The following is a 25,818-nucleotide window of genomic DNA, read 5'->3' as shown; positions in this document are numbered from 1 at the left end:
CCGGTCAAGGCGGGCGCGACCTGGGACCACGCCCCGGGATTCTCCCTTGCGCGGTCGCTCCGCGCAGCCCCCGACCGGCCCGGAACGCGGGCGGCGGCTTGACGGCGGCACGGCGCGGCGCATACCCGACGAACCGGCCACGGGCCGTGACCACACACGGTGGATCACCGACTCGTTACGGTGCGTTCGCCGCATCGGGTGACCGCGGTCCGGGCCGTCTCGGTAGGGTTGCCGTCATGGCCGGGGCTGAAGGGACTGGGCAGCCTGCTGCCCGCACCCATTTCGACGTCGTACTGCGCGGGTACAACCAGCGTCAGGTGAACGAGCGGGTCACACGGCTGGAGTTCGACCTCAAGAACTCCAACCGCGCCCGCGACGCCGCGTCGGCCCAGGTGTCGGAGCTGACCAAGCTGCTCGACTCGACCCGCACCGAGCTGGACAAGGTGAAGTCCCAGCTCAGCAAGCTGGCCACCAGCCCGGCCAGCGCGTCCAACGTCACCGAGCGCGTGCGCGTGATGATGACGCTGGCCGAGGAGGAGATCGCCGACATCCGCAAGGCGGCGCTGGACCAGGCCGCCGCGACCCGCGCCGAGGCCGAGCGGGCGGCGGCCGAGGGCCAGGCCGCCCACCAGCGCGCGATGGGTGAGCTGGAGGAGCGGCGGCGGCAGCTCGAGGCGGCCCACCAGCAGCGGACCACCGAGCTGGAGCGGCAGCACGAGGAGCGGCGCGCCGAACTGGAGCGGCAGCACGAGGAGCTGCGGGCGAAGCTGACGGCCGAGCACGAGGCCCTGGTGGCCGAGGCCCGTGCCGACCGGGAGAGGCTGACCGCGGACTTCGAGGCCAGGACCGCGGAGCTGGAGGCCAAGCGGGTCGAGCTGGAGCAGAAGTACCAGGGCTACCACGACGACCTGGACAAGGAGTACGACGAGCTGCGCACCACGCTCCGCAAGGAGCACGAGGTGCACGTCGTGGAGGCCAAGGCCGAGGCCGCGAAGCTCCTCGAAGCGGCCCGCGCCGAGGCGGCCGAACTGCGCGCGGAGACCGAGAAGCAGGTCGCCGAGCTGGAGTCCGAGGCGCTGGCCAAGGCCGAGCAGACGATTACCGAGGCGAACGCGCGGGCCGAGCGGACCGTCACCGAGGCCGACGCGCACGCCGACCGCCGCACCACGGCGGCCGACGCGAAGCTCTCCGAGCTGCACCGCGTGCAGCGGGCGTTGAGCGAGCAGTTCGCCGCGGCCCAGGAGGCGGTGTCCCGGGCGGTCGCCAGCCTCACGCCGCTGGACGACGAGGCAGCCGACACCGCCGGCCCCCACACCGCAGGCCCGGACACCGCAGGGTCGGACACCGCACGCCCCGACACCACCCCCACCGCGGCGACGGCCACCACCGACACCACCTCCGACGCCCCCACCAAGCCCGCGACCGCCAAGCCGGCCGGCACCACCCCCGAGCACCAGCCCGCCGCCCAGAACACCGCCACCCAGGCCCCCACCGCCCAGAACACCACCGACGCCGGGCCTGCCGACGTCGAGCCTGCCGACCGCGAAACCGCCGCCGCCAAGCCCGCCGACAGCAAGCCCGACAGCAAGCCCGCCGCCAAGCAGGCCACCGCCAAGCAGGCCGCCAAGGCGACGGACGTCGACCCCTCCGAGCAGCCGACCACGCAGCTGCCGGTCCCCAAGGGCAGGCAGGCGAAGTAGTTACCGGGGCAGCTGGTCGGCCGGCACGACCTCCGCGGGCTGCGGCACCGTGACGGTGACCGGCTCGCCCCACCCGCGGAACCGGGTCGTGGACTGCTTCACGACCTTGCCGTCCAGCTCGAACCGGTACTCGGCCCGCACGGGCGCGCTCGTGCCGTCCACCCACACCGTCGCGGCGATGCGCACCCCGTACTGCGCGAGCTGCGTGTGCTGCAACTGGATGTCCTGGTCCTCGACGACCTTGGCCATCTTCAGCGCGTCGACCACCAGGTCGAACCGCGTCGTCGGCACCCCGTCCACCTGCTCGGACGACTTCCCGACGATCAGCGCCGCCCTCGGCTGCACGTAGTCCAGCTCCGCGCCGGGCCGCGCGCTCGGCCCGAAGCCGCGCAGCAGGGCGGCCACCTCGCCGCCGCTCGCCGCCGGGTAGAACCCCCACGTCTTCCCGGCGGGCATCGGCGCGCCCTCGACCCGCACGTACGTGCCGTCGCGGACCAGCACCAGCGCGATCTTCTTCGGCTGCCCGCCGGTGGACACGTCCATCGTCATCGCCCCGGTCACGCCGTCGGCGCCCTGCCGCACCACGCCGTCCACGACGTTGCGCACCTTGGTCGCCTGCCCGTCGGAGGCGAACCCCTCGGTGTGGAACGCCGCCGTGCCCAGCTCCGCCCGCCGCTGCGCGATGCGCTCCGCGAGCACCGCCAGGTCGCCCTTGGGCGGCGAGGACGTCGTCGGCTGCTCGGCGGCCGGGGCGGCGGTGCAGGCGGACACCACCAGCAGCAGCGTGACCAGGGCGATCGGGAATCGGCGCACGAGCCAGGGTAACCGGACCCCGGCTACGCCTTCTCCAGGTACTCCGCGCGCTCGTCGTCCAGCAACCCGGCGACCAGCCCCGCCAGCCCCGGGTTCGCGGTCAGCTCCGGGTCGGCCTCCACGACCTCCTGCGCGACCACCCGGGCCTCGGCGATCACGTCCTCGTCGCGCAGCAGCGACAGCATCTTCAGCCCCGACCGCTTGCCGGACTGCGCCGCGCCGAGGATGTCGCCCTCGCGCCGCAGCTCCAGGTCGAGCTGGGCCAGCTCGAAGCCGTCCAGGGTGGACTCGACGGCCCGCAGCCGCTCCATCGTGGACGTGCCGTCCGGCATCTCGGTCACCAGCAGGCACAGCCCCGGCGCGCTGCCCCGGCCGACCCGCCCGCGCAGCTGGTGCAGCTGGCTCACGCCGAACCGGTCCGCGTCCATGATCACCATGACGGTGGCGTTCGGCACGTTCACGCCGACCTCGACCACGGTGGTGGCGACGAGCACCTGCACCTCGTTGGCCGCGAACGCCCGCATCACGGCGTCCTTGTCCTCCGGTGCCATCCGGCCGTGCAGGATGTCGATCCGCAGCCCGCGCAACGGGCCCTCGGCCAGCCTGTTCGCCACGTCCACCACCGCGAGCGGCGGCCTGCGGTCACCGCCGTCCTTGTCCTCCTTCGGCGGCGCCTCCCCGTCGTCCTCGGCGTCTCCGTCGCCGATGCGCGGGCAGACCACGTAGACCTGGTGGCCCTTGCCGACCTCCTCGTGGATGCGCTGCCAGGCCCGGTCGAGCCACCCCGGCTTGGACGCCACCGGCACGACGGACGTGCTGATCGGCGAACGGCCCCGCGGCAGCTCGCGCAGCGCCGAGACCTCCAGGTCGCCGTACACCGTCATCGCCACCGTGCGCGGGATGGGCGTGGCCGTCATCACCAGCACGTGCGGCGTCGACCCGCCCGCGCGACCGCTCAGCGCGGCCCGCTGCTCCACGCCGAACCGGTGCTGCTCGTCCACCACGACGAGCCCGAGGTCGGCGAACTCCACCCGGTCCTGGATCAGCGCGTGCGTGCCGACCACGATGCCCGCCTCGCCGGACACGATTTCCAGCAGCGCCCGCTTGCGCGCCGCCGCGCCCATCGACCCGGTCAGCAGCGTCACGCGCGTCGCGTGCTCCGCGCCGCCCAGCTCGCCGGCCTGCCCCAGGTCGCCGAGCAGCTCCCGCAACGACCGCGCGTGCTGCGCGGCGAGCACCTCGGTCGGCGCGAGCATCGCCGCCTGCCGCCCCGCGTCCACGACCTGCAGCATCGCCCTGAGCGCGACCATCGTGTTGTGCGTGACGATGAAGTGGTCCGTGACGTAGAGCCTGCCGGGGTGGGCGATCGAGATGCACTGCACCGGCTTGCGACCCACGTGCTCGACCCGGCGGATCGCCCGAACAGGTTTCGCGTACTTCGTCCGCTCCCGCACCAGAGCGGCCTTGCGGGTGAGCCGGAACGGCGGGAATTCGTTCGGCAGCCGCAGGCTGACCAGGTGGTAGGTGCCGGCGCCCTTGACCACCGGGCGGACCCGGCCGGTGCCGCCCAGGGACTCGGCGAGCCACCCGACCTGCTCGGCGAGAGTCGCCGACGCCGACAGGAAGGTCACGTTGGAGCCGCGTTCGCGGTCCACGGTCCCGTCGGTGTCCAAGAGGCCCTGCAACAGGGCGTGCCGGTCCTTCACCGGTGCGACGAGGTACGCCTCGGGCACGAACTTCGTGTGCGACCGGTGGCCGTACACCCCCATCTCGCGCAACGCCGCGATCAGCGGGTTGCGTCCGCGTTCCCGTCCCACGACGTACCAGTCGTACTCGCGACTCGCCGGCGATTTCCACAGCTCACAGCCGTCGGGCAGGGCTTCGGCGAGACCGGCGACGAGTTCCGGGTCCGCACTGGTGAACGTGACCCGCCCGTTGATCAGGCTGCCGTCACCGAGCAGCAGGCCCAGGAGGTACGGGGCCACCTGCCGATCTTCGCCGCAGTCGAGTTCGGCGGCCGCGGCGGTCGGGAGGTGCCACTTGGACGCGCCGTCGGAAGTCACCAGGTCGTCCCGGATCTCCCGCAGGGTCAGCACCTTCAGCGGGTTCCCGCGATCCCGCCGGACGGTGGTGTTGACCGCCCACAGGTGCTCCAGGTCGGACTCGACGCTGGTGCCGTCGGACAGGACGACCCGGTAGACCTCGCGCTCGCCCTGCGGGAAGACGCCCGTGACGACCGTCACCTCGCCGTCGGCCGCGATCACCTCGTCACCCGGTCGGATCTCGCCCATCAGCCGGAACCCCGACGGCGTCAGCACCTTCGCGTCGAGGGGTTGCGCCTTGCCCGACCCGACTTCCCCCTGGAGCAGCCGGTTCATCGGGTGCTCGCCGGACAGGTCGCGGGCGATCTGCTCGCCCACCTCGCGCTGGCCGGCGGTCAGCTCGAATGGCAGCCGCGCGTCGAACGCGTCGCGCACCAGGCCGGGCTGCGGCGGGCACGCGGGCGCGGGGCGGGCCGTCGCCGAACGCCGGCGCTGGGCCAGCGTGAGCTGCACCGCCATCGCCTCGTCCCATTTCAACCGCTGCTGCGCGACCGCGATCGCCGTCCAGCCGTCGGGCCGGTGGATGTCGCGCAGCGCCTTCTCCAGCCCGACGAGCCCCCGCTCGGCGCGCAGGGCCTCCGGCAGCGGGTCGGCGGCCACCCCGTCCCACACCGCGAGCACCTGCTCGACGCAGTTGGAGACGTTCCACGACTGGATGCCCTGCGCCGCCGGGTAGACCGGGATCAGCGCGCCCGCGAAACCGGCGACCGCGGCGCCCTCCTCGCCGTCGAGGACCTGGTAGTCGGGGTGGGCGAGCTGCAGCTTGCCGTTGAACATGCCGACCTTGCCGGCGAACATCGCCTCGCGGCCGGGCAGCAGCTCCCGCTCGACCTTGCGCGAGCCGCGCCCGAAGAACACCAGGTGCAGGTCGCTGCTGCCGTCGGTGATCACGGCCTCCAGCAGCTCGCCGCTGCGCGACTTCATCCGCCGCTGCCGGGCGCTCTTGACCCGCGCCTGCACCGTGACGTGCTCGCCCAGCTCCAGCCCGGCGATCTCGGTCAGCTTGCCGCGCTCGTCGTAGCGGCGGGGGTAGTGGCGCAGCAGCTCACCGACGGTGGTCAGGCCGAGACCGGCCTCCAGCGCGTCGGCGCTCTTCTTGCCGAGCACCGACACCAGCTTCTCGTCGAAGGTCGTCATCCCGGCCCACCCACCTACTCGACACCGACAACCAGCAGCGCGTCGCGCTGCCCACCCGGGTAGGCGGCCAGCTCGACCTCCGGGTGCGCGGCGCGCAGGTGATCTTCCAGCACCCGTTCGACGCCGGCCGGGGCGGCCCGCCCGAGCAGCACGGTGACCAGCTCGCCGCCGCTGGCGAGCATCCGGTCGACCAGCCGGCACGCCAGCGCGCCCACGTCGGCCGGGTCGGGTTCGACCAGCACCACCTCGCCGTCGACCATGCCGAGCAGGTCGCCGGGGCGGCACCGGCCGACCCAGGTGATGGCCTCGCGGTCGGACACGGCGACCTCGCCGCGCCGGGTGGCCGCCGCCGCCTCCGCCATGGCCACCACGTCGTCGCCCGCGCGGCGCGACGGCGAGTGCACGGCCAGCGCCGCCAACGCCTGCACCGGGGAGAACGTCGGCACGACCACGACGTCCTGACCGGCGGCGACGGCCTGCGCCACGGCCTCGTCCAGCGGTTCGCGCCAGGTCGGGTCGCCGGGCAGCACGGTCACCTGCCGTGCCCGCGTGCTCACCACCACGGCGAGCAGGTCCGACGCGGTCACCTCGTCACCCGGCTCGAACACCACCGCGCCCTCGGACCGGAACAGCTCGGCCGCGCCCTCGCCCTCGACCAGCACGACGATCGCCCGGTCGCGCACGAACCGGGGCGCCTGGGCGGCGATCTGGTCGGCGAACCTGGCCACGGTGACGCGGTGCGGCCGACCGGCCCGGATGCCCGCCTCGACGGCCGCGCCGATGTCGTTGCAGTGCACGTGCACGGTCCACAGCCCCGCGCCGTCGCCGACCACGGACACGCAGTCGCCGACCGCCGCCAGCTCGGCCTTGAGCGCCTCGACGTCCGGGTCGCCGTCGAGCAGGTACATGACCTCGTACTCGAAGTCCGCCGACCCGGCCTCGCGCGCGGTGGTCAGCGGCTCGCGCGGCACGGGCGCGGTCACCGGCGCGTCCTCCACCGGCCGTCCGGTGATCACGGCGACCAGCGCGTCCAGCAGCACGACCAGCCCGCGCCCGCCCGCGTCGACCACGCCGGACGCGGCGAGCACGGCGAGCTGGCGCGGGGTGGCGGCGAGGGCCTCGGCGCCCGCCTTGGCGGCGGCCGTGACGACCTCGTCCAGCTCGTCGGACCCGCAGTCGCGGGCCGCCTCGGCCGCCGCGCGCAGCACCGACAGCACGGTGCCCGGCACGGGCTGGGAGACGGCGGCGGTGGCCAGTTCGTCGGCTCGCCACAGCGCCCGCCGCAGCGACGCCCCGGACGCCGCGGAGGCGCCTTGGGCGACCTCCGCCAGGCCCCGGAGCACCTGCGAGAGGATGACCCCCGAGTTGCCCCGCGCCCCGGCCAGCGCGCCGCGCGCGAGCGCCCCCAACGCGGCACCGGCCGTGTCCACGGGTGTCCTGAGCAGCGCGTCCAGCGCCGAGCGCATGGTCTGGAGCAGGTTGGTGCCCGTGTCGCCGTCGGGCACGGGGAAGACGTTGATGCGGTCGATGTCCTCCCGGTTGGCGTCGAGGGACCGGACGCAGGCGTCCGCCCACTGGCGCACCGCGACCGCGTCGAGAACCTGCATGCCGGCGAGGGTATTCGACCCGGTTTGGTGCCTGAACGCGCCACCGGCTACCCTGTCCAGGTTGCCATGCCCGGCTGAGGCTTGTGCACGCTTGCGCGCCCGCCGGGGCGTGAGTACCGCTGGAGAAACCTTAAGGAGTGGCTGACGTGGCTGCCGTGTGCGACGTCTGTGGCAAGGGGCCGGGCTTCGGCAAGTCGGTCTCGCACTCCCACCGGCGCACCAACCGCCGGTGGAACCCGAACATTCAGACCGTGCGCGCGAAGGTCTCGTCTTCGACGCGGCAGCGGCTGAACGTGTGCACCTCCTGCCTGAAGGCGGGCAAGGTGGTGCGCGGCTGACGACCCGCGCCTCTGTGCTTGTCGAAGGCCCTCGGGAACGCCGTTCCCGAGGGCCTTCCGGCGTCCGCGACCGGTCGCCCCGCAACGCCCGGGAGCAACGTCCTCCCGTGGTGCCGGCAGACCACCGGTCGGTATGACGTCGGACGCCGGGCACCTCACCCGGCGTGACGGGACGTCCTGGCTACGGCAGCTTCCAGTCGATCGGCTCGGCGCCCTGCCGGACCAGCAGCTCGTTGGCCTTGCTGAACGGCCGCGAGCCGAAGAAGCCGCCCGCCGCCGACAGCGGGCTCGGGTGCACCGACTCCACGCAGCGGTCGGCGCCGAGCAGCGGCTTGAGGGCGCGGGCCTGGCTGCCCCACAGGATCGCGACCAGCGGCGCGTCCCGCTCCGCCAGCGCTTTGATCGCCTGCTCGGTCACCGGCTCCCAGCCCTTGTTGCGGTGGGAGTTGGACTTGCCCGGCTGCACGGTGAGCGCGCGGTTGAGCAGCAGCACGCCCCGCTCGGCCCACGGCGTCAGGTCGCCGGTGGCCGGCTTGGGGTAACCGAGGTCCGACGTGTACTCGGTGTAGATGTTGACCAGGCTCTTGGGGATCGGTCGCGTCTGCGGCGACACCGAGAAGCTCAGCCCCACCGCGTGGCCCGGGGTCGGGTACGGGTCCTGGCCGACGATCAGCACGCGCACGGCGTGGAACGGCTGTTGGAACGCCCGCAGCACGTTCTCCCCGGCCGGCAGGTAGGTGCGCCCCGCGGCGACCTCCGCCCGCAGGAACTCCCCCATCGCGGCGATGCGATCGGCGACGGGCGCGAGCGCCTCGGCCCAGCCGGCTTCCATGATCTCTTCGAGCGGACGTGCCACGGCGAGACCCTATCTCAGTCCAGGCGGCGCAGTTCCTCGCGGTAGTGGGCGATGTTGGCGACGTACTTGTCGACCGCGAACTGCCACGCGCCGTCCGGCACGACGTACCCCTCGCGGACCCGGGCGGGCACGCCGAGCGCCATCGACCGCGCCGGGACGTGCCCCTCGAACGACACCACCGCGCCCGCGCCGACGATCGCGCCGGTCTCCACGACGGAACCGTTGAGCACCACCGACCCCGAGGCGATCAGGCACCGGTCGGCGATGGTCGCGCCCTCGATGTGGACGTTGTGCCCGACGACGCACTCCGCGCCGATCAGCGCCGGGTGCACCTCGGTGCAGTGCACGACCGTGCCGTCCTGGATCGACGTCCGCGCGCCGACCTCGATGCGCCCGTAGTCGCCGCGCAGCACGGCCCGCGGCCACACCGAGGCGTGCGCGCCGATCCGCACGTCGCCGATCACCGTCGCGTCGGGGTGCACGTAGGCGTCCGGGTGGATCACCGGCTCGAAGTCGCCCAACGCGTAGATCGCCACCGCGGTCCCTCCAGCCTCAGAGATCCTTCGCGAAACAAAGGCTTTCGGGATGATGCCGGTAGACGCCGAAGTTGTCGATGCGCGCGTATCCATTGGCGCGGTAGAGCCCGATCGCCTCCGGTTGGCGCAAGCCGGTCTCCAGCACCATGCGCTTGCGCCCGGCGGCGCGGGCCGCCGTCTCCAGCGACGCCAGCACCAGTCGCGCCAGGCCGCGCCCGCGCAGGGACCCGGTGACGTACATCCGCTTGATCTCGGCGTCGCCGGGGCGCAGCGAGTGCTCTGCCTCGTCGTGCGCGCGCCACCCGCCGCACGCCACCGGGGCGCCGTCGACGTAGCCGACCAGGAAGTGCCCCAGCGGCGCGGCGAACTCGGCCGGGTCGACCGGCGTGACGTCGGCCTCGCCGTAGCGGTCCACGTAGACCTGCTGGACCTCGGAGATCAGCTTCGTCGCGTCTGGATGGTCATACGCGATCGTGCATAGTTCCACGAACGTGAGGCTACCTAGCGCCAGTGCTCCCAGCCAGGGGGTTTCTCGTACGCGCGCCCGTCTACCGTCACCCCCGTGCCGTGCCGGACCGTGCCGATCGTGGCCCAGCCGTCGGGAACGGCCGCCGGTTCGGGGAACGTCGCGGCCAGGGCGTGATCCTCGCCACCGGTGAGCGCCCAGTGCCGGGCGTCCGCGCCGAGCGCCGTCGCGACGTCGATCAGCCGCGGGTGGACCTCCAGCAGCTCGGTGCGGATGTCGATGCCGATGCCCGACTCGTCCGCGATGTGCCCCAGGTCGGCCAGCAGCCCGTCCGACACGTCGATCATCGCCGTGGCGCCCGCGGCGGCGGCCTGCGGCCCGGCGGCGTAGGGCGGTTCGGGGTTCCGCTGCGCGCCGACGACCGCGACCGGCGACCGGAACCCGCGCTGGAGCACGGCCAGCCCGCCCGCCGCCCAGCCGAGCCGCCCGCACACCGCGACGACGTCGCCCACCTGCGCGCCGGACCGGGTGACGGGCTCCAGGCCGCCCATGTCACCCATGGCGGTAACGGAGATCACCAGTGTCGCGGCCGACACCATGTCGCCGCCCACCACGCCGGCGCCCGCGACCGCCGCCTCCTGCCAGAGCCCGGCGGTGATGCCCTCGATCACGGAGGAGGGCGTGTCGGCGGGGCACGCGAGGCCGATCAGCAGGGCTGTGGGCATCGCTCCCATGGCCGCGACGTCGGCGAGGTTCACCGCCGCCGCCTTGCGCCCCACCTGCTCGGGGGAGGACCAGTCGAGTCTGAAGTGGACCCCCTCGACCAGCACGTCGGTGGAAACCACCACGCGGCCGTCGGGCGCCGCGACGACAGCCGCGTCGTCACCCGGCCCGAGCAGGGTGGTGGGCGGCTGCGTCCGACCTGCCGTCACCCGGCGGATGAGACCGAACTCACCCACCTCAGCGACCGTGTCCGCGTTGCGCGGCGGCTCCGGACGCAAGATTGCCTCCCGTTCTGAGCATTCGGAACCCCAACTGGGGTACGTTGCTGTGCACGTTCCTACCCCGACCTAACCTGTCGCGACGAAGGGGCACGCCGTGGTGCACGCATACATCCTCATCCAGACCGAGGTCGGGAAGGCAGCCGCCGTTGCGGCGGAGATCTCCGGCATCCCCGGTGTGGCCACCGCGGAGGACGTCACCGGCCCGTACGACGTCATCGTCCGCGCGGACGCCGAGACCGTCGACCAGCTGGGCCAGCTCGTGGTCGCCCGCATCCAGAACGTGGAGGGCATCACGCGAACGCTGACCTGCCCGGTGGTCAACCTCTAGCCCCGTGCTGTCATAGCGGGGTGGCACAGGACCCGGAAACCGCACCGCCGCTCCCCCGCCCGCTGCTCGTCGTCGTCCTCGGGCTGTCGGCGCTGCTGGTGGTCGGCGTGGCGGCGGTGGGCCTCTTCCTCGACACCGGGGACGAGGACCCCGCGGCCGACCGGACCGGGCCCGTGGCGCTCGTGCCGGTGCCCGCGCCGCAGGCGGGGTCCGACGGGTGCACCGCGCTGCTGGGCGCGCTGCCGGCGGAGCTGGTGTCCAACGGGGCCGCGCTGCCGCGCCGGGACCTCGCCGCGCCCGCCCCCGCCGGCGCCGCCGCGTGGGCCGACGCGCGGCACGAGCCCGTCGTGCTGCGGTGCGGGCTGGACCGGCCCGGTGACCTCACGCCGACCTCCCAGCTGCGGGTGATCTCGGACGTGCAGTGGCTGGAGGTGTCCGAGGGCGGTGCGGCGACCTGGTACGTGGTCGACCGGCCCGTGTACGTGGCGCTGACCGTGCCGTCGGACGCGGGCACGGGCCCCTTGCAGGACGTCTCGGCCGTGGTCCGGGACGTCCTCGCCAAGGGACCCGTGGACACCACGGGCTGACGGCTAGCGCAGGCCCGTGCCGCGGGCGAGCGCCGTGTCGATCAACGTGGTCAGCAGCGCCGGGTAGTCGACGCCGGTCTCGGCCCACATCCGCGGGTACATCGAGATCGGCGTGAAGCCGGGCATGGTGTTGACCTCGTTGACCACCAGCTCGTCGTAGTCGGTGACGAAGAAGTCGACCCGGGCCAGGCCCTGGCAGTCCAGCGCGCGGAACGCGGCCACGGCCATCTCGCGCAGGTCGCGGGTGACGTGGGACTCCAGCTTGGCCGGGATGTCGAACTCGCACACGTCGTCGAGGTACTTCGCGTCGAAGTCGTACCAGTCGACCTCGCCGCCGACGATGCGCAGCTCGGCGGGCAGCGACGCCTCGACGCGGCCGTCCGGGAACTCCAGCACGCCGCACTCGACCTCGCGGCCGGAGACGGCGGCCTCGATGATCACCTTCGGGTCGGTCTTGCGGGCCAGGGCGATCGCGCTGTCCAGGTGCGCCCAGTCGACGACCTTCGAGATGCCGACGGACGACCCGGCGCGGGCCGGCTTGACGAAGACCGGCAGGCCCAGGCGTTCCCGGTCGGCGTCGGCCAGGGTCTCCTGGTCGCGCCGCAGCACGGCGAACTCGCCGACGGGCAGGCCCGCGCCCTGGAGCAGGCGCTTGGTGAACTCCTTGTCCATGGCGACCGCGCTGGCCAGCACGCCCGGCCCCACGTACGGGATGTCGGCCAGCTCCAGCAGGCCCTGGATGGTGCCGTCCTCGCCCCACGCGCCGTGCAGGACGGGGAAGACGACCTCCACGTCGGCCAGCACCTCGCCGGGCTCGACCGGCACCAGCTCGCTGCCGTTCACCGGGACCAGCGCGTTGACGGTGGGCAACTGCCGGTCCCGCACCTCGAGCGCCTTCGTGTCGTCGGCCCCGATCACCCACGCGCCCGCCTCCGTGATGCCCACGGGCACGACGTCGAACCGGTCCCGGTCCAGGTGGGGCAGGACACTGCCGGCGGACAGGCAGGAGACCATGTGCTCGCTGCTGCGCCCGCCGAACACCACGGCGACCTTGGTCTTGCGCTGCGTCATGGCTCGGACCCTACCCGGATGGCGTAACCACCGACCCGCTTCGCCCACCGGACCACCGAACCGGACGCCCCGAACGCAGAACTCACCGGTCCCGAACGCAGGACTCACGCGACCTGAACGTACGACTCACGCGACCTGAACGTACGACTCACGCGAGAGTCCTACGTCCAGCGCCCGTGTGTCGAACACTCAGACCTCGAGAGTCCTACGTTCAGAGCCCGAGAGTCCTACGTTCAGGGCTCGGGAGTTCTGCGTTCAGGACGTGGTGGCGGTGCGGAGGAGGTCGATCAGGTCGGGGATGGCGGCGGTCAGCTGGTCGCGGGAGCAGGCGCTGTAGCCGATCGCGGCACCGTGCACCTTCGGGCGACCGGCGTGGTGGCGGGCCAGGCCGTCCAGCCGCAGGCCGCGGTCGTGGGCCTCGGCCAGCACGTCCCGCTCCGCCTGCGCCGACGGCAGCGGCACGACGATGTGCGCGCCCGCGTCGTCGCCCAGCACGCCGATGCCCGCCTCGCCGAACGCCGCCGACAGCAGCGCCCGCCGCTCGGACAGCTCACGCCGCAGCTTGCGCAGGTGCCTGCCGAGGTCGCCGTTGCGCGCCAGCTCCACCAGCACCCGCTGCCCCGCCGCGGACGGGCTCGTGCCGGTCCGGTCCCGGTGCGCCAGCACGTCCGCCGCGATCGGCTCGGGCGCGACCATCCACCCCGCGCCCAACGTCGGCGTCAGGATCTTGCTCGTCGTGCCCAGGTGCACCACCACGTCCGGGGCCAACGCCGCCAGCAACGGCAGCGGCGCCACGTCGTACCGCAGCTCGCCGTCGTAGTCGTCCTCGACGACCAGCCACCCCTCCGCCCGCGCCCGCTCCACCAGCGCCACCCGCCGCGCCGCCGACATCCGCCCGCCCATCGGGTACTGGTGCGCCGGCGAGCAGTACACCCCGCGCACCCCCGGCGGGACGGCCTCGACCAGCAACCCCTCCTCGTCCACGGGCGCCTGCACGACCTTCACCCCGGCCGACCGCAGCGCCCACACCGCCCGCTGGTACCCCGGCTCCTCCACCGCGACGGCGTCACCGGGCCGCAGCACGGCCGCCCCCAGCTCCACCAGCGCCGCCGTCGTGCCACCGGTCGCGAGCACCAGCTCCTCCCGCAACCCGCCGCGCACCGCGAGCCCCCGGTGCCGCAACAGGTGCTCCGCCACCACCGCCCGGTACTCGGGCAGCCCGCCCCGGGACGGCCGGAACAGCGGCTGCACGTCCGCCGCCGCGCGCCACGCCCGCCGCCACGCGGCCCGGTCCAACCCCTCCGCCCACGGCGCGCCGGGCGCGAGGTCCACCACGTCCGGCGACGCGACCGGTGCCGCCGCGCGCCGGGGCCGCGCCTTCAACGCACCCGGCGGCGTCGTGGTCACGTACGTGCCGGAGCCGTGCCGCCCCGCGATCCAGCCCTCGGCGTGCAGCTGCTCGTATGCTGCCGCCGTCACGGTCCGGCTCACGCCGAGCCGCTCGGCCAGCGCCCGGGTCGAGGGCAGCCGGTCCCCGCTGCGGAGCCGCCCGTCGGCCGCCGCCGCGCGCAGGGCGTCCGCGAGCTGCACGGCCAGCGGCTCGGCCGAGCTGCGGTCCAGCACGACCGCCAGCGCCGTCTCCGCCACGGTGGCCTCCTCAAAACGCCGGGAATTGGCTCTTGAAGGAGGCCACTTTACCGGAGAGGCTGGTCCCATGACGTTGTCACCGACGGACCGCAGCACCATCAAGCGCGGCCGCATCCGCGCCGTGACCGAACGCGAGGCGCTGCACGCCGTCCTCGACGCCGCCCTGGTCTGCCACCTGGCCGTCGTCGTGGACGGCGCGCCCCTCGTGCTGCCCACCGGCTACGGCCGCGACGGCGACACCCTCTACCTGCACGGCTCCACCGGCGCGCGCAGCCTGCGCGAAGCCGCGACCGGCGTGCCCGTGTGCGTCGCCGTCACCATCGTGGACGGCGTGGTCTACGCCCGCTCGGTGTTCGACAACTCGATGAACTACCGGGCGGCCGTCGTCCACGGCACCGCCGTCCCCGTCACCGACCCGGACACCAAGCTGCACGCCCTGCGCCTGCTCACCGAGCACCTCGCGCCCGGCTCCTGGGACTACGCCCGCCCGCCGACGCCGAAGGAGCTGGCCGCGACCGCCGTGCTGTCGCTGGACCTGACCGAGGCGTCGGTGAAGATCCGCAGCGGCCCGCCCGCCGACGAGGACGAGGACGTCGCCGCCAACGACAGGTGGGCGGGCGTGCTGCCGCTGCGCACGTCGTGGGGCGAGCCGGAGCCGGACCCGGCGCTGGTCGGCGACTGGGACGTGCCGCCGCACGTCACCGCGCGGAGGTAGTCCCCGACAGCGGGTCGAAGCGGACCGGGCGCACCGTGCGACCGCCGTCGCGGTACACGTGGATCGTGACGGCGGGGTCCGCGCCGTCGTTGCGCACCTGGTGGACGTAGGAAGGGCCGAACACCCGCGACTGGCCGGCCACCAGGTGGTGCAGCACCTGGGTCGGCCCGGGGGTGACGACCTCGGTCAGCGAGCCGCTGACCACGGTGAACGCGCCGCTGGTGGCGCCGTGGTCGTGCAGGTCGGCGTGCTGGCCGGGCAACCAGCTCATCAGCCACACCTCCTGCTCGTCCGTGGCCTCCACCAGCGCGGCGAAGCGGGTGTCGGGGTCGTAGCGGAGCAGGTGGGCCCAGCGCTCGCGCCGTGCCGCCACGTCGAGCGCGATCCGCACCGGGTGCAGGGCGGCGTGCGACTGGGGCAGGGCGATCGTGTTCTCCGGAACGGCGAACATGGTTCCTTCTCGGGGTGCTCGGTGGTGTGCGGGCCTCAGGGGCGCGCGGGACGCGAGACGATCACCGGGAAGGACAGAGCGCGCTGGCGACCAGGCGGAGGTCGATGTGACCCCGCCCGTCGGTCATGGCGCGGAAGGACATGGGGACGAGGGTGGCAGCGGACCCGCCACCCCGCAACCGCGTCCCACGACGTGGACCCGCCTCAGAGCGACCGGAGCACGTCCTCGACGAGGTCGGCGGTGTCCTCGCACCCCGCGGACAGCCGGACCAGGCCCTCGGGCACCGGGTCGCCCCACTGCGCCCGCCGGTCCAGGCTCGTGTGCAGCCCGCCGAAGCTGGTGCTCGCGAACACCAGCCGGGACCTCTCCAGGAACGCCGCCACCGCGCCCGCGTCGGCCAGCACGAACGTCAGCACCCCGCCGAACCGGCGCATCTGCCGGGACGCGACCTCGTGCGCCGGGTCCTCCGGGGCGCCCGGCCAGCGCAGCCCGGTGACCGCCGGGTGGTCCTTCAGCACGTCGTACAGGGCCGCCGCGTTCGCCGCCTGCCGGCTCAACCGCAGGTCCAGCGTCCCCAGGCCGCGGTGCGCGAGCCACGCCTCGAACGGGCCGGGGATCGCGCCGCCGGTCGTCCGCGCCGCCCGCACCCGTTCCGCCAGGGCCGGGTCCGCCGCGGACACGTGCCCGAGCAGCACGTCGCTGTGCCCGGCGACGGCCTTGGTGTCGCTGCTCACCACCGCGTCCGCGCCCAGCAGCAGCGGTTGCTGCCCGAGCGGTGTCGCGGTCGTGTTGTCCACCGCCACGAGCGCGCCCGCCGCGTGCGCCTCCGCCGCCAGCGCGGCGATGTCGCACACGTCCAGGCCCGGGTTGGACGGCGACTCCAGCAGCACGAGCCGCACGCCCTCGAACGACGGGTACGGCCCGGCGGTCGGCGCCTCGACCACCTCCACGGGCATCTCGGCGACCAGCGTGCGGGTCAGGTAGTAGCCGTCGCCCGGGACCACCACCACGTCACCCGGCGCGAGGACCACCCGCAGGAACGTCGAGATCGCCGCCATGCCGGACGGGAACAGCACGGTCGTGCCGCCGTCCAGCTCGCCGAGCGCCACCTCCAGCGCCCGCCACGTCGGGTTGTGCGCCCGGCCGTACGTGTCGTCGCCGCCCAGGTGGTAGGCCGACGCGAACACCGGTCCGGCCAGGAACGGCTCGCCCGCCACCGCCGGCGTCGAGTGCACGACCCGCGTGCCGTCACCCCAGGAAGTCATTGCCGCTCCGCCTTGCGCTCGCGCCCGAGCAGCGCCGTGGTCAGCACGCGCGGGTCCAGTCCTTCGTGGCACACCTGGTGCACGCCGTCGGTGATCGGCATGTCCACCCCGACCCGCGCGGCCAGCTCGCGGATCGACGAGCACGACTTCACGCCCTCGGCGACCTGGCCGTGCGCCGCCTCCTGCGCCCGCGCCAGCGAGTCGCCGCGCCCCAGCCGCTCGCCGAACGTCCGGTTGCGCGACAGCGGCGACGCGCACGTGGCCACCAGGTCGCCCAGCCCGGCCAGCCCGGCGAACGTCAGCGGGTCCGCGCCGAGCGCCGCGCCCAGCCGGGCCGTCTCGGCCAGGCCGCGGGTGATGATCGAGGCCATCGTGTTGTCGCCGAACCCGAGGCCCGCGGCCATGCCGCACGCCAGCGCGATGACGTTCTTGCACGCCCCGCCCAGCTCGCAGCCCACCACGTCGACGTTGGTGTAGGGCCGGAAGTAGGAGTTGGAGCAGGCGTGCTGCAGGTCCACCGCGCGGTCGTGGTCGGTGCACGCGATGACCGTGGCGGTCGGCTGCTCGGCGGCGATCTCCTTGGCCAGGTTCGGCCCGGACACCACCGCCACCCGGTCCTCGGGCACGTCGGCGACCTCGCGGATCACCTCGCTCATCCGCTTCAGCGTGCCCAGCTCGACGCCCTTGGCCAGGCTCACCAGCGTCGCGCCCCCCGGCAGCCACGGCCGCCAGGCGCCCAGGTTGTCCCGCAGCGTCTGGCTCGGCACCGCCAGCACCACCGCCCCCGCGCCCGCCAGCGCCTTCTCGGCGTCGGCCGTGGCGGTCAGGTTCTCCGGCAGCACGACGTCGGGCAGGTAGTCGGCGTTGACCCGCTCCCGCGTGATGGCGTCGGCGACCTCGGCGCGGCGCGCCCACAGCACCACGTCCGTGCCCGAGTCGGCGAGCACCTTGGCGAAGGCGGTGCCCCACGACCCGGCGCCCAGCACCGCGACCCGGTCCACGTCAGGCCTTCTTGGAGTAGAAGCCGTCGGGCGCCTGCTCCTGGCGCACCTCCGCGAGCAGGTCCTTCACCTCGGTCATCAGCACGTCGGTGACCTCCCGCAGCAGCGCGAGGTTCTGCGGCCGACCCCGGTAGGCCGACAGGTCGACCGGCGGGCCGACCTTCGTCACCACGGTCTTGCGCGGGAACGGGCGGAACTTCTTGCGGTAGTGGTCGTAGAGGTCCCGGGTGCCCCAGCGCGCGGCGGGCAGCACCGGCACGTCGTGCTCCAGCGCGAGCCTGGCCACGCCGGTGCGCGAGGTCATCGGCCAGCCGTCCGGGTCGCGGGTGATCGTGCCCTCCGGGTAGATGACCACCAGCAGGCCCTTCTCGAGGGCCTCGTGCGCCGCGCGCAGGCTCTGCTGGGCGTCCGCGGTGCCGCGGTAGACCGGGATCTGGCGGGCTCCCTTGATGACCGCGCCGAGCACCGGGACGTTCCACAGGCTGTGCTTGGCGAGGAAGTGCGGCACGCGCCCCTGCTTGTGCGTGAAGACGGCGTCGTAGACCGGGTCCAGGTGGGACACGTGGTTCATCACGACGAGCGCGCCACCTGTCCTCGGCACCCGTTCCGCGCCCTCGTCGCGCCGCCGCGCCATCAACGCGGTCGCGGGGTAGAAGACCGCCGCGGCGAGCCCGACCCAGAAGCCGCCCTTCTCCTTAGCCACGTGCACTCCCTCTTCGTCGTGGACCTGGAGTCTTCCCCGGAGCCCCTGGCCAGGTCCAGCCGGCATCCGGGAGTATGGCGGGGTGCGAGCCGACGTGGACCTGGTGGTACCGGTCAAGGCGCTGGACCGGGCCAAGTCGCGCCTGGTCGACGCGCGCCTGGACCGCCCGGCGCTGGCCCTCGCGTTCGCCCTGGACACCATCGCGGCCGCGCTGCCCGCCGTGCGGCGTGTGGTGGCCGTCACGTCCGACCCGTCGGTCGTCGCGGAGCTGGCGGCGCTGGGCGTGGAGTCCGCGGCCGGTCCGGAGGGGCTCAACGAGGCGCTGCGGTTCGGCTTCGCCCTCCTGCGCTCCCGCGACCGCGACTCCGTCGTGGGCGCCCTCCAGGCGGACCTGCCCGCCCTGCGCACCACCGACCTGGCCGCCGCCCTGGCCACCGCGACGGGTCGCGCGTTCTGCCCGGACCGCCAGGGCACGGGCACGACCCTGCTGCTCTCCGCGCCCGGCGGCGACCTGGCACCGGCCTTCGGCCCGGGTTCGGCGAGCGCCCACACCGCCTCCGGTGCCGCTCCCCTGCTCGGCCCGTGGCCGAGCCTGCGCCACGACGTGGACACCGCCGAGGACCTGCGCCTGGCCGCGACCCTGGGCCTCGGCCCCCGCACCACCGCCGCCGTCACGCCGGTGAACCGCTGACCGATCGGCTAGCTTGGGCGCGTGACCAGGCAGGCGACCGAGCAGGCGACCGTGAGCGCGCACCACCCGGACGGCTCGGCCACCGTCCTGCGCGACGACGGCGTCCTCGTGGACGCGCCCGCCGAGGCCGTCGCCGCCGGCGGCTGGCGCTCGCTGCGCCCCGGCCAGCGGGTCACCCTCGTGCGGGATGCCGCCGGTGACGTGCGGGGAGTGCTGCGACCGGTGTGACGCGGAGTTCACCTCCTCGTCGGCTCCGATCGGCGCGCTGTCGCCCGTGTTGGGGAAGAATGCTGACCGTGAGCACGGAAAACACTCCCGAGCAGCCCGCGCCCAAGCGACGGACGAGGACGCCGAGGGCCACCCCCGCGGCGAGCACCGCCCGCCGCCGACCGCGCCCGGCCACCCGCCGCGGCGGGGCCGGCACGCGCACGGGCACGGGCACGACGGCCCAGCAGCCCGCCGAGGGCGGGTCCCGGTCGTTCCCGAGCTCACCGCCCGCGGTCACGGCGACCGAGGAGCACCAGGTCGACCTGCCCGACGACCGGTACTTCAACCGGGAGCTGTCCTGGCTGGACTTCAACGCCCGGGTGCTCGCGCTGGCCGAGGACGCCTCCCAGCCGCTGCTGGAGCGGGCGAAGTTCCTGGCCATCTTCGCCTCGAACCTCGACGAGTTCTACATGGTCCGCGTGGCCGGCCTGAAGCGCCGCGACGAGACGGGCCTGTCGGTGCGCAGCGCGGACGGCCTCACCCCGCGCGAGCAGCTGTCCAGCATCTCCAAGCGCACCCAGGAACTGGTCGAGCAGCACGCCAGGGCGTTCCTCGACCACGTGCAGCCGGAGCTGGAGAAGCACGGCATCAGCATCGTCAACTGGGCGCAGCTGACCGACTTCGAGAAGCTGCGGCTGTCGAACTACTTCACCGACCAGGTGTTCCCGGTGCTCACGCCGCTCGCCGTGGACGCCGCGCACCCGTTCCCCTACATCTCCGGCCTGTCGCTGAACCTGGCCGTGACGGTGCGCGACCCGGAGGGCGGCGCGGAGCGGTTCGCGCGCATCAAGGTGCCCGACAACGTGCCGCGCCTGGTGCGCGTGGAGAGCGACCGGACCAGCCCGACGGCGACGTTCCTGCCGCTGGAGGAGCTGATCGCGGCCCACCTGGGCGAGCTGTTCGCGGGCATGCAGGTGATCGAGTGCCACGCGTTCCGGGTGACCCGCAACGCCGACCTGGAGGTCGAGGAGGACCAGGACGAGGACCTGCTCAAGTCGTTGGAGCGGGAGCTGGCGCGCCGCCGGTTCGGGCCGCCGGTGCGGCTGGAGATCGCCGACGACATGACCGAGCACATGCTGGAGCGGCTGCTGCGCGAGCTGGAGGTCGACCCGCACGACGTCGTGCAGGTGCCCGGCCTGCTGGACCTGTCGTCGCTGTGGCAGCTCTACAGCGTGGACCGCAAGCAGCTCAAGGACGCGCCGTTCGTTCCCGCGACGCACTCGGCGTTCGGCGAGCGGGAGACGCCCAAGAGCATCTTCGCCACCCTGCGCGAGGGCGACGTGCTGGTGCACCACCCGTACGACTCGTTCTCCACGTCCGTGCAGCGGTTCATCGAGCAGGCGGCCGCCGACCCGCGGGTGCTGGCCATCAAGCAGACGCTCTACCGCACCTCCGGCGACTCGCCGATCGTGGACGCGCTGATCGACGCGGCCGAGGCGGGCAAGCAGGTCGTGGCGCTGGTGGAGATCAAGGCCCGGTTCGACGAGCAGGCGAACATCAAGTGGGCCCGGGCGCTGGAGAAGGCGGGCGTGCACGTCGTCTACGGCCTGATGGGGCTCAAGACGCACTGCAAGACGGCGCTGGTGGTGCGGCAGGAGGGCTCGCGCATCCAGCGCTACTGCCACATCGGCACCGGCAACTACAACCCGAAGACGGCCCGGCTGTACGAGGACATCGGCATCCTGACCGCCGAGCCGACCATCGGCGCGGACCTCACCGACCTGTTCAACGTGCTCACCGGGTACGCCAGGCAGGACCACTACCGCAGCCTGCTGGTCGCGCCCTACGGCGTGCGGCGCGGCATCGTGGAGCGCATCGAGCGGGAGATCGAGCACGCGCGGGCCGGATCGCCCGCCGGGGTGCGCATCAAGGTCAACTCGCTGGTGGACGAGCAGGTCATCGACTCGCTGTACCGGGCCTCGCAGGCGGGCGTGCGGGTGGACGTCGTGGTGCGCGGGGTGTGCGCGCTGAAGCCGGGCATCAAGGGGCTGTCGGAGAACATCCACGTCCGGTCCATCCTCGGCCGGTTCCTGGAGCACTCCCGGGTGTTCCACTTCGTCGGCTGCGGCGAGCACTGGATCGGCAGCGCCGACATGATGCACCGCAACCTCGACCGGCGCGTCGAGGTGCAGGTGCGGGTCACCGACCCGAAGCTCACCGCCCAGCTCGACGCGATCCTCGACTCGGCGCTGGAGCCCACCACCCGGTGCTGGGTGCTGCAACCGGACGGCGAGTGGGAGGCGTCGCCGGCGGACGGCTCCAGCGTGCGCGACCACCAGGCGGAGTTGCTGCGCAACCACCGCGCGGCGGGGTGACCCCGGTGATCCGAGCGGCGGGCGCCGTGCTGTGGCGCGACGGTTCCGTGGCGGTCGTGCACCGACCGCGCTACGACGACTGGTCGCTGCCCAAGGGCAAGGTGGACGCGGGCGAGACCGTGCCCGCGGCGGCGGTGCGGGAGGTCCGGGAGGAGACCGGCTTCCAGGCCGTGCTGGGCAGGCACCTGTGCCAGGTGTCGTACCGGGCGTTCGGCAAGCCGAAGGTCGTGGACTACTTCAGCGCCCGGCCGGTGGCCGGCGACTTCGCGCCGAACGACGAGGTGGACGAGCTGCGGTGGCTGCCGGTCGCCGAGGCGTCGGCGCTCGTGACGTCCGACACGGACCGGGCGGTGCTGGCGGCGTTCTCCGCCGCTCCCCCGGACCTGGCGACGCTGCTGCTGGTGCGGCACGCGAAGGCCGGCAAGCGGGAGAACTGGCCCGGTGACGACGACCTGCGGCCGTTGAGCTCGGCGGGGTGGCGGCAGGCCGCGGGGCTGCGGCGGGTGCTCCCGCTGTGGGCGCCGACGCGGGTGCACTCCGCGCCGCGCGTGCGGTGCGTGGAGACCGTGCAGGGCGTGGCCGAGGACCTCGGCGTGGGCGTGCTGCCGGAGCCGCGGCTGTCGGAGGAGGGCTACTGGCCCGACCGCGAAGCCGCGCTGGTGCGGCTGCTGGAGATCGCGGACGGCCCGGGTACGCCGGTCGTGTGCAGCCAGGGCGGCGTGATCCCGGACGTCGTGTCCACCCTCGCCGACCTGGGCGGCCTGTCGCTGGACGGCACGCCGTGCAAGAAGGGCAGCGCGTGGCTGCTGGCGTTCCGCCGCCCGGAGCCGGGGTGGTCCACATCGGACTCGCACACGTCGTGGCCGCAGCTGGTCTCGGCGCACTACTTCCCCACCGCTCTGGCCGCACCGAAGCCGTAGTCCGGCGCTGCCGGTGACCGACCGGAACCGCTCGCGCGGCCTCGTTGGGCCGGTCGGGTCGCGCGAGCCCGTTCCCCGTCACCCGAACGCAGAACTCGGTGGTCCCGAACGTTCGACACAGGGGACCGGGAAGTTCGACACACGGGGCCCGGGGGTTCGACACACGCGGGTTCGGGGTTCCGACGCGGGATGGGGCGCACGGGCGCTGAGAACGGCTCTGCGGGGTCGGGACGGGGTTGTGGGGGTGGACAGCGCTCAGGGCCCGGTGCGCGTCCGCACCGAGCCCTGAGCGGGTACCGCGTGCCTGGCCGGTGATCACCCGGCCGGGGTTCACTTCTTCTTGGCCGTGGCCTTCTTCGCCGCGGCTGCCGGCTTCGCGGCGGCGGCCGTGGTGGCCTTCGCCGTCGACGCCTTCGCCGTGGTGGCCGCCTTCTTCGTGGTCGCCGCCGCCGGCTTGGCCGCCGTGCTCGTCTTGGCCGCGGTCGACTTCGCGGCGGTCGACTTGGTCGCGGCGCTCTTGGCGGGCGCGGCCTTGGTGGCGGTGGCCGCGGGCTTCGCGGCCGCCGCGGTGCGGCGGGTCGCCGGGGCCTTGGTGGCGGCCGCGGCGGCACGCGTGGCGGTGCCGGTGCTGCGCGTCGCCCGAGCCGTGGTGGCACGCGCGGTGGTGGCGCGGGTCGCCGGCGCCTTCGTGCCGGCGGCGGCCGGCTTGGCCGCGGCCGCGGCGGCGGGCTTGGCGGCCGCGACGCGCGGCAGCTTCTTCGTGCCGCTGATGACGTCCTTGAACGTCGAACCGGCGCGGAACGCGGGCACGTTGGTCTTCTTGACCTTCACGGTCTCACCGGTGCGCGGGTTGCGAGCGGTCCGGGCAGCACGAGCCCGCTTCTCGAAGACACCGAAGCCGGTGATGTTGACCTTCTCGCCCTTGTGGACGCTGCGGACGATGACGTCGACGATGCCGTCGACGGCGGCAGCGGCGTTCTTCTTGTCGCCAAGGCGCTCGGCGAGCGCCTCGATGAGCTGGGCCTTGTTCACCTTCAGTCCCTCCCAGGACGCTCACGGCCCTAGTCGGGCCGACTGATTGCCCACGGTAAGCCCATATGCAAGGAAATACCAATCGCCACGCCAGATTTCTTGTTGTGGCGTGGGCAATTACGACCTGTCGAGGGACACCCCGGCGGCGGCCGGAGGGTTCGAAGGGGTCGGATTCCCGCTGTTGGGGAGGGAATCCGACCCCTTCCCGGTCACCTCGCGGGCAGCGGATCGGTAGTCGGCAACCAGCCCTGCCTGCGCTGCTCGAACTCGGTGATGTCGTCGGCGTGCCGAAGGGTCAGGGCGATGTCGTCCAATCCCTCGAGCAGCCGCCAGCGGGTGTAGTCGTCGATGGTGAAGGGGGCGGTGAAGTCCTTCGCCACAACCGTCTTCGCGGTCAGGTCGACGGTCACCTCGGTGCCCGGCTCGTTCTCCAGGAGCTTCCACAGCAATTCGACATCGGACTGCTCGCACTGGGCGGCCACGAGGCCCTGCTTGCCGGCGTTGCCCCGGAAGATGTCGGCGAACCGGGACGAGACGACCACCCGGAAGCCGTAATCCATGAGCGCCCAGACGGCGTGCTCGCGGGACGACCCGGTGCCGAAGTCGGGGCCGGCGACGAGCACGCTGCCCGCCCGGAACGGCTCCTGGTTGAGCACGAACTGCTCGTCGCCGCGCCAGGCGGCGAACAGGCCGTCCTCGAAGCCCGTGCGGGTCACGCGCTTGAGGTAGACGGCCGGGATGATCTGGTCGGTGTCCACGTTGGACCTGCGCAGCGGAACGCCGACCCCGGTGTGCGTGGTGAACGCTTCCATGTTCGTAGAACTCCCTCAGACCAGGTCGGCGGGCGAGGACAGGGTGCCGCGCACGGCGGTGGCGGCGGCCACGAGTGGCGAAACCAGGTGGGTGCGACCACCCTTGCCCTGCCTGCCCTCGAAGTTGCGGTTGGAGGTCGACGCGCTGCGCTCGCCCGGCTTGAGCTGGTCCGGGTTCATGCCCAGGCACATCGAGCAGCCCGCCTGGCGCCACTCGGCGCCCGCGGCCAGGAACACCTCGTGCAGGCCCTCGGCCTCGGCCTGCGCGCGCACCCGCATGGACCCGGGCACGACGAGCATCCGCACGCCGTCGGCCACCTTCTGGCCGCGCAGGACGTCCGCCGCCGCGCGCAGGTCCTCGATGCGGCCGTTCGTGCACGAGCCGAGGAACACGGTGTCGACGTGGATGTCGCGCAGCGGGGTGCCCGGCTCCAGGCCCATGTAGGCCAGGGCCTTCTCGGCGGCCACGCGCTCGTTCTCGTCGACGATGGCCTCGGGGTCGGGCACCGCGGCGCCCAGCGGCAGGCCCTGGCCGGGGTTGGTGCCCCAGGTGACGAACGGGGTCAGCTCGGCGGCGTCGAGGCGGACCTCGGCGTCGAACTCGGCGTCCTCGTCGGTGCGCAGCGTCTTCCAGTACTCGACGGCCGCGTCCCAGTCCGTGCCCGAGGGGGCGTGCGGGCGACCGGCGAGGTAGTCGAACGTGGTCTGGTCCGGCGCGATCATGCCCGCGCGGGCCCCGGCCTCGATCGACATGTTGCACACGGTCATCCGCGCTTCCATGGACAGCGCCTCGATCGCGCTGCCCCGGTACTCCAGGACGTAGCCCTGGCCGCCGCCGGTGCCGATCCGCGCGATGACCGCGAGGATGATGTCCTTGGCCGTGACACCGGGCCGCAGCTCGCCGTCGACGGTGATGGCCATGGTCTTGAACGGCCGCAGCGGCAGCGTCTGGGTGGCCATCACGTGCTCGACCTCGGACGTGCCGATGCCGAAGGCCAGCGCGCCGAACGCGCCGTGCGTGGACGTGTGGCTGTCACCGCAGACGACGGTCATGCCGGGCTGGGTCAGGCCCAGCTGCGGGCCGACGACGTGGACGATGCCCTGCTCGGCGTCGCCCATCGGGTGCAGCCGCACGCCGAACTCCGCGCAGTTCTTGCGCAGCGTCTCCACCTGCGTGCGCGAGACCGGGTCGGCGATGGGGAGCTCGATGTCGACCGTCGGGACGTTGTGGTCCTCGGTGGCGATCGTGAGGTCCGGTCGGCGGATCCGGCGGCCCGCCAGGCGCAGGCCGTCGAAGGCCTGCGGGCTGGTCACTTCGTGCAGCAGGTGGAGGTCGATGTAGAGCAGGTCCGGCTCCGCGCCACTGCCGTGGCGCACGACGTGTGCTTCCCACACCTTCTCCGCGAGCGTGCGGCTCATCGCAACTCTCCCAAGATCTGGACAGTCGATAGATC

At 73.5% G+C, this 25,818-nt stretch carries 24 protein-coding genes and 2 pseudogenes; 9 read left to right on the top strand and 17 right to left on the bottom strand.

The genetic code is table 11. From position 1 onward, the window contains the following. Positions 1 to 317 precede the first annotated feature (317 nt). On the top strand, positions 318 to 1,700 hold the full coding sequence (locus tag ACIGNX_RS19820; protein WP_396542045.1) for a hypothetical protein: 1,383 nt from the start codon (positions 318 to 320) through the stop codon (positions 1,698 to 1,700). Here the strand turns inward: ACIGNX_RS19820 and ACIGNX_RS19815 are convergent, their stop codons facing one another. From ACIGNX_RS19815 to ACIGNX_RS19800, 4 genes and pseudogenes are all read right to left on the bottom strand, one after another. Beyond that, positions 1,701 to 2,513: a hypothetical protein gene (locus ACIGNX_RS19815; RefSeq protein WP_396542043.1), complete on the bottom strand. Its 813-nt coding sequence runs from the start codon at positions 2,511 to 2,513 to the stop codon at positions 1,701 to 1,703. A 23-nt stretch (positions 2,514 to 2,536) separates the two neighbouring features. Next, positions 2,537 to 4,228: pseudogene (locus ACIGNX_RS19810) on the bottom strand (helicase-related protein); the annotation flags it as partial. Positions 4,229 to 5,242: 1,014 nt separating this feature from the next. Continuing rightward, positions 5,243 to 5,752: pseudogene (locus ACIGNX_RS19805) on the bottom strand (OB-fold nucleic acid binding domain-containing protein); the annotation flags it as partial. 14 nt (positions 5,753 to 5,766) lie between these two features. Continuing rightward, positions 5,767 to 7,359, bottom strand: coding sequence for a DAK2 domain-containing protein (locus ACIGNX_RS19800; protein ID WP_396542041.1), 1,593 nt, complete (start codon positions 7,357 to 7,359; stop codon positions 5,767 to 5,769). Positions 7,360 to 7,505: 146 nt separating this feature from the next. On the opposite strand from ACIGNX_RS19800, the gene rpmB reads away from it, so the two are divergent. Then, positions 7,506 to 7,697 (top strand): 50S ribosomal protein L28, encoded by a 192-nt coding sequence (gene rpmB / locus ACIGNX_RS19795; RefSeq protein ID WP_073891577.1) that lies wholly within the window; start codon positions 7,506 to 7,508, stop codon positions 7,695 to 7,697. Positions 7,698 to 7,878: 181 nt separating this feature from the next. On the opposite strand, the gene ACIGNX_RS19790 is transcribed toward rpmB, so the two are convergent. The 4 genes from ACIGNX_RS19790 to ACIGNX_RS19775 are packed head-to-tail and all read right to left on the bottom strand — an operon-like array spanning position 7,879 to position 10,556. Then, complete coding sequence (locus ACIGNX_RS19790; RefSeq protein ID WP_396542039.1) at positions 7,879 to 8,553, bottom strand: uracil-DNA glycosylase; 675 nt, start codon at positions 8,551 to 8,553, stop codon at positions 7,879 to 7,881. Positions 8,554 to 8,567: 14 nt separating this feature from the next. Continuing rightward, a complete protein-coding gene (locus ACIGNX_RS19785) occupies positions 8,568 to 9,089 on the bottom strand; it encodes a gamma carbonic anhydrase family protein (RefSeq protein ID WP_396542037.1) in 522 nt (173 codons plus the stop codon). A gap of 16 nt (positions 9,090 to 9,105) precedes the next feature. Beyond that, positions 9,106 to 9,576, bottom strand: a complete 471-nt coding sequence (locus ACIGNX_RS19780) for a GNAT family N-acetyltransferase (protein ID WP_396542035.1) — start codon at positions 9,574 to 9,576, stop codon at positions 9,106 to 9,108. Between the two features lie 14 nt (positions 9,577 to 9,590). Then, complete coding sequence (locus tag ACIGNX_RS19775) at positions 9,591 to 10,556, bottom strand: thiamine-phosphate kinase (RefSeq protein WP_396542033.1); 966 nt, start codon at positions 10,554 to 10,556, stop codon at positions 9,591 to 9,593. Between the two features lie 97 nt (positions 10,557 to 10,653). Here ACIGNX_RS19775 and ACIGNX_RS19770 point away from each other — a divergent pair, with 97 nt between their 5' ends. Then, on the top strand, positions 10,654 to 10,887 hold the full coding sequence (locus tag ACIGNX_RS19770) for an Lrp/AsnC family transcriptional regulator (protein ID WP_396542031.1): 234 nt from the start codon (positions 10,654 to 10,656) through the stop codon (positions 10,885 to 10,887). 20 nt (positions 10,888 to 10,907) lie between these two features. After that, positions 10,908 to 11,474, top strand: coding sequence for a DUF3515 domain-containing protein (locus tag ACIGNX_RS19765; protein ID WP_396542029.1), 567 nt, complete (start codon positions 10,908 to 10,910; stop codon positions 11,472 to 11,474). 3 nt (positions 11,475 to 11,477) lie between these two features. Here ACIGNX_RS19765 and ACIGNX_RS19760 read toward each other — a convergent pair whose 3' ends face one another. After that, entirely contained in the window at positions 11,478 to 12,545 is a 1,068-nt protein-coding gene (locus tag ACIGNX_RS19760; protein ID WP_396542027.1) for a D-alanine--D-alanine ligase family protein, read from the bottom strand. Positions 12,546 to 12,800: 255 nt separating this feature from the next. Next, positions 12,801 to 14,192 carry a PLP-dependent aminotransferase family protein gene (locus ACIGNX_RS19755; protein WP_396542025.1) on the bottom strand — a complete coding sequence of 464 codons (1,392 nt, stop codon included), beginning with the start codon at positions 14,190 to 14,192 and terminating at the stop codon, positions 12,801 to 12,803. Between the two features lie 67 nt (positions 14,193 to 14,259). Here ACIGNX_RS19755 and ACIGNX_RS19750 point away from each other — a divergent pair, with 67 nt between their 5' ends. After that, on the top strand, positions 14,260 to 14,907 hold the full coding sequence (locus ACIGNX_RS19750; RefSeq protein WP_396542023.1) for a pyridoxamine 5'-phosphate oxidase family protein: 648 nt from the start codon (positions 14,260 to 14,262) through the stop codon (positions 14,905 to 14,907). Here ACIGNX_RS19750 and ACIGNX_RS19745 read toward each other — a convergent pair. The 4 genes from ACIGNX_RS19745 to ACIGNX_RS19730 all read right to left on the bottom strand — a co-directional run bounded on the left by ACIGNX_RS19745 (position 14,891) and on the right by ACIGNX_RS19730 (position 18,327). Continuing rightward, positions 14,891 to 15,358, bottom strand: a complete 468-nt coding sequence (locus tag ACIGNX_RS19745) for a cysteine dioxygenase (RefSeq protein WP_396542021.1) — start codon at positions 15,356 to 15,358, stop codon at positions 14,891 to 14,893. The two genes, ACIGNX_RS19750 and ACIGNX_RS19745, sit on opposite strands and share 17 nt — an antisense overlap. Before the next feature lie 203 nt (positions 15,359 to 15,561). Then, positions 15,562 to 16,623 (bottom strand): cystathionine gamma-lyase, encoded by a 1,062-nt coding sequence (locus ACIGNX_RS19740; protein ID WP_396542019.1) that lies wholly within the window; start codon positions 16,621 to 16,623, stop codon positions 15,562 to 15,564. Further along, positions 16,620 to 17,624, bottom strand: coding sequence for an NAD(P)H-dependent glycerol-3-phosphate dehydrogenase (locus ACIGNX_RS19735; protein ID WP_396542017.1), 1,005 nt, complete (start codon positions 17,622 to 17,624; stop codon positions 16,620 to 16,622). The genes ACIGNX_RS19740 and ACIGNX_RS19735 overlap by 4 nt, the downstream gene beginning before the upstream one ends. Position 17,625: 1 nt before the next feature. Next, entirely contained in the window at positions 17,626 to 18,327 is a 702-nt protein-coding gene (locus ACIGNX_RS19730; RefSeq protein WP_396542015.1) for a lysophospholipid acyltransferase family protein, read from the bottom strand. A gap of 82 nt (positions 18,328 to 18,409) precedes the next feature. On the opposite strand from ACIGNX_RS19730, the gene cofC reads away from it, so the two are divergent. Genes cofC through ACIGNX_RS19710 form a run of 4 tightly spaced genes read left to right on the top strand, consistent with a single transcriptional unit; the run spans position 18,410 to position 22,520 of the window. Next, positions 18,410 to 19,018 (top strand): 2-phospho-L-lactate guanylyltransferase, encoded by a 609-nt coding sequence (cofC, locus tag ACIGNX_RS19725; protein ID WP_396542013.1) that lies wholly within the window; start codon positions 18,410 to 18,412, stop codon positions 19,016 to 19,018. A gap of 21 nt (positions 19,019 to 19,039) precedes the next feature. Beyond that, entirely contained in the window at positions 19,040 to 19,246 is a 207-nt protein-coding gene (locus ACIGNX_RS19720) for a hypothetical protein (RefSeq protein WP_396542011.1), read from the top strand. A gap of 59 nt (positions 19,247 to 19,305) precedes the next feature. Then, positions 19,306 to 21,600, top strand: coding sequence for an RNA degradosome polyphosphate kinase (locus ACIGNX_RS19715; RefSeq protein ID WP_396542009.1), 2,295 nt, complete (start codon positions 19,306 to 19,308; stop codon positions 21,598 to 21,600). Next, complete coding sequence (locus ACIGNX_RS19710) at positions 21,597 to 22,520, top strand: NUDIX domain-containing protein (protein ID WP_396542007.1); 924 nt, start codon at positions 21,597 to 21,599, stop codon at positions 22,518 to 22,520. Before ACIGNX_RS19715 ends, ACIGNX_RS19710 begins: the two co-directional genes overlap by 4 nt. A gap of 330 nt (positions 22,521 to 22,850) precedes the next feature. Here ACIGNX_RS19710 and ACIGNX_RS19705 read toward each other — a convergent pair whose 3' ends face one another. From ACIGNX_RS19705 to leuC, 3 genes are all read right to left on the bottom strand, one after another. Further along, positions 22,851 to 23,552, bottom strand: coding sequence for an HU family DNA-binding protein (locus tag ACIGNX_RS19705; RefSeq protein ID WP_396542005.1), 702 nt, complete (start codon positions 23,550 to 23,552; stop codon positions 22,851 to 22,853). Between the two features lie 209 nt (positions 23,553 to 23,761). Next, positions 23,762 to 24,364: a 3-isopropylmalate dehydratase small subunit gene (leuD, locus tag ACIGNX_RS19700; RefSeq protein WP_396542003.1), complete on the bottom strand. Its 603-nt coding sequence runs from the start codon at positions 24,362 to 24,364 to the stop codon at positions 23,762 to 23,764. Positions 24,365 to 24,379: 15 nt separating this feature from the next. Continuing rightward, positions 24,380 to 25,783 (bottom strand): 3-isopropylmalate dehydratase large subunit, encoded by a 1,404-nt coding sequence (leuC, locus tag ACIGNX_RS19695; RefSeq protein WP_396542001.1) that lies wholly within the window; start codon positions 25,781 to 25,783, stop codon positions 24,380 to 24,382. Positions 25,784 to 25,818: the final 35 nt, after the last annotated feature.

Source organism: Actinosynnema sp. NPDC053489 (genome assembly GCF_044544865.1).
GTDB lineage: Bacteria > Actinomycetota > Actinomycetes > Mycobacteriales > Pseudonocardiaceae > Actinosynnema.
The sequence above is the reverse complement of the archived record's forward strand: the minus strand, read 5'-3'. Positions and strand labels throughout refer to the sequence as shown.

What these genes read in the sequence shown, in the direction of transcription:
- leuD (WP_396542003.1), bottom strand. Translation starts at nt 24,364, where the DNA reads ATGGAAGCGTTCACCACGCACACCGGGGTCGGCGTTCCGCTGCGCAGG.
- leuC (WP_396542001.1), bottom strand. Translation starts at nt 25,783, where the DNA reads ATGAGCCGCACGCTCGCGGAGAAGGTGTGGGAAGCACACGTCGTGCGC.
- ACIGNX_RS19750 (WP_396542023.1), top strand. Translation starts at nt 14,260, where the DNA reads ATGACGTTGTCACCGACGGACCGCAGCACCATCAAGCGCGGCCGCATC.
- ACIGNX_RS19800 (WP_396542041.1), bottom strand. Translation starts at nt 7,359, where the DNA reads ATGCAGGTTCTCGACGCGGTCGCGGTGCGCCAGTGGGCGGACGCCTGC.
- ACIGNX_RS19745 (WP_396542021.1), bottom strand. Translation starts at nt 15,358, where the DNA reads ATGTTCGCCGTTCCGGAGAACACGATCGCCCTGCCCCAGTCGCACGCC.
- ACIGNX_RS19760 (WP_396542027.1), bottom strand. Translation starts at nt 12,545, where the DNA reads ATGACGCAGCGCAAGACCAAGGTCGCCGTGGTGTTCGGCGGGCGCAGC.
- ACIGNX_RS19740 (WP_396542019.1), bottom strand. Translation starts at nt 16,623, where the DNA reads ATGACTTCCTGGGGTGACGGCACGCGGGTCGTGCACTCGACGCCGGCG.
- ACIGNX_RS19715 (WP_396542009.1), top strand. Translation starts at nt 19,306, where the DNA reads ATGCTGACCGTGAGCACGGAAAACACTCCCGAGCAGCCCGCGCCCAAG.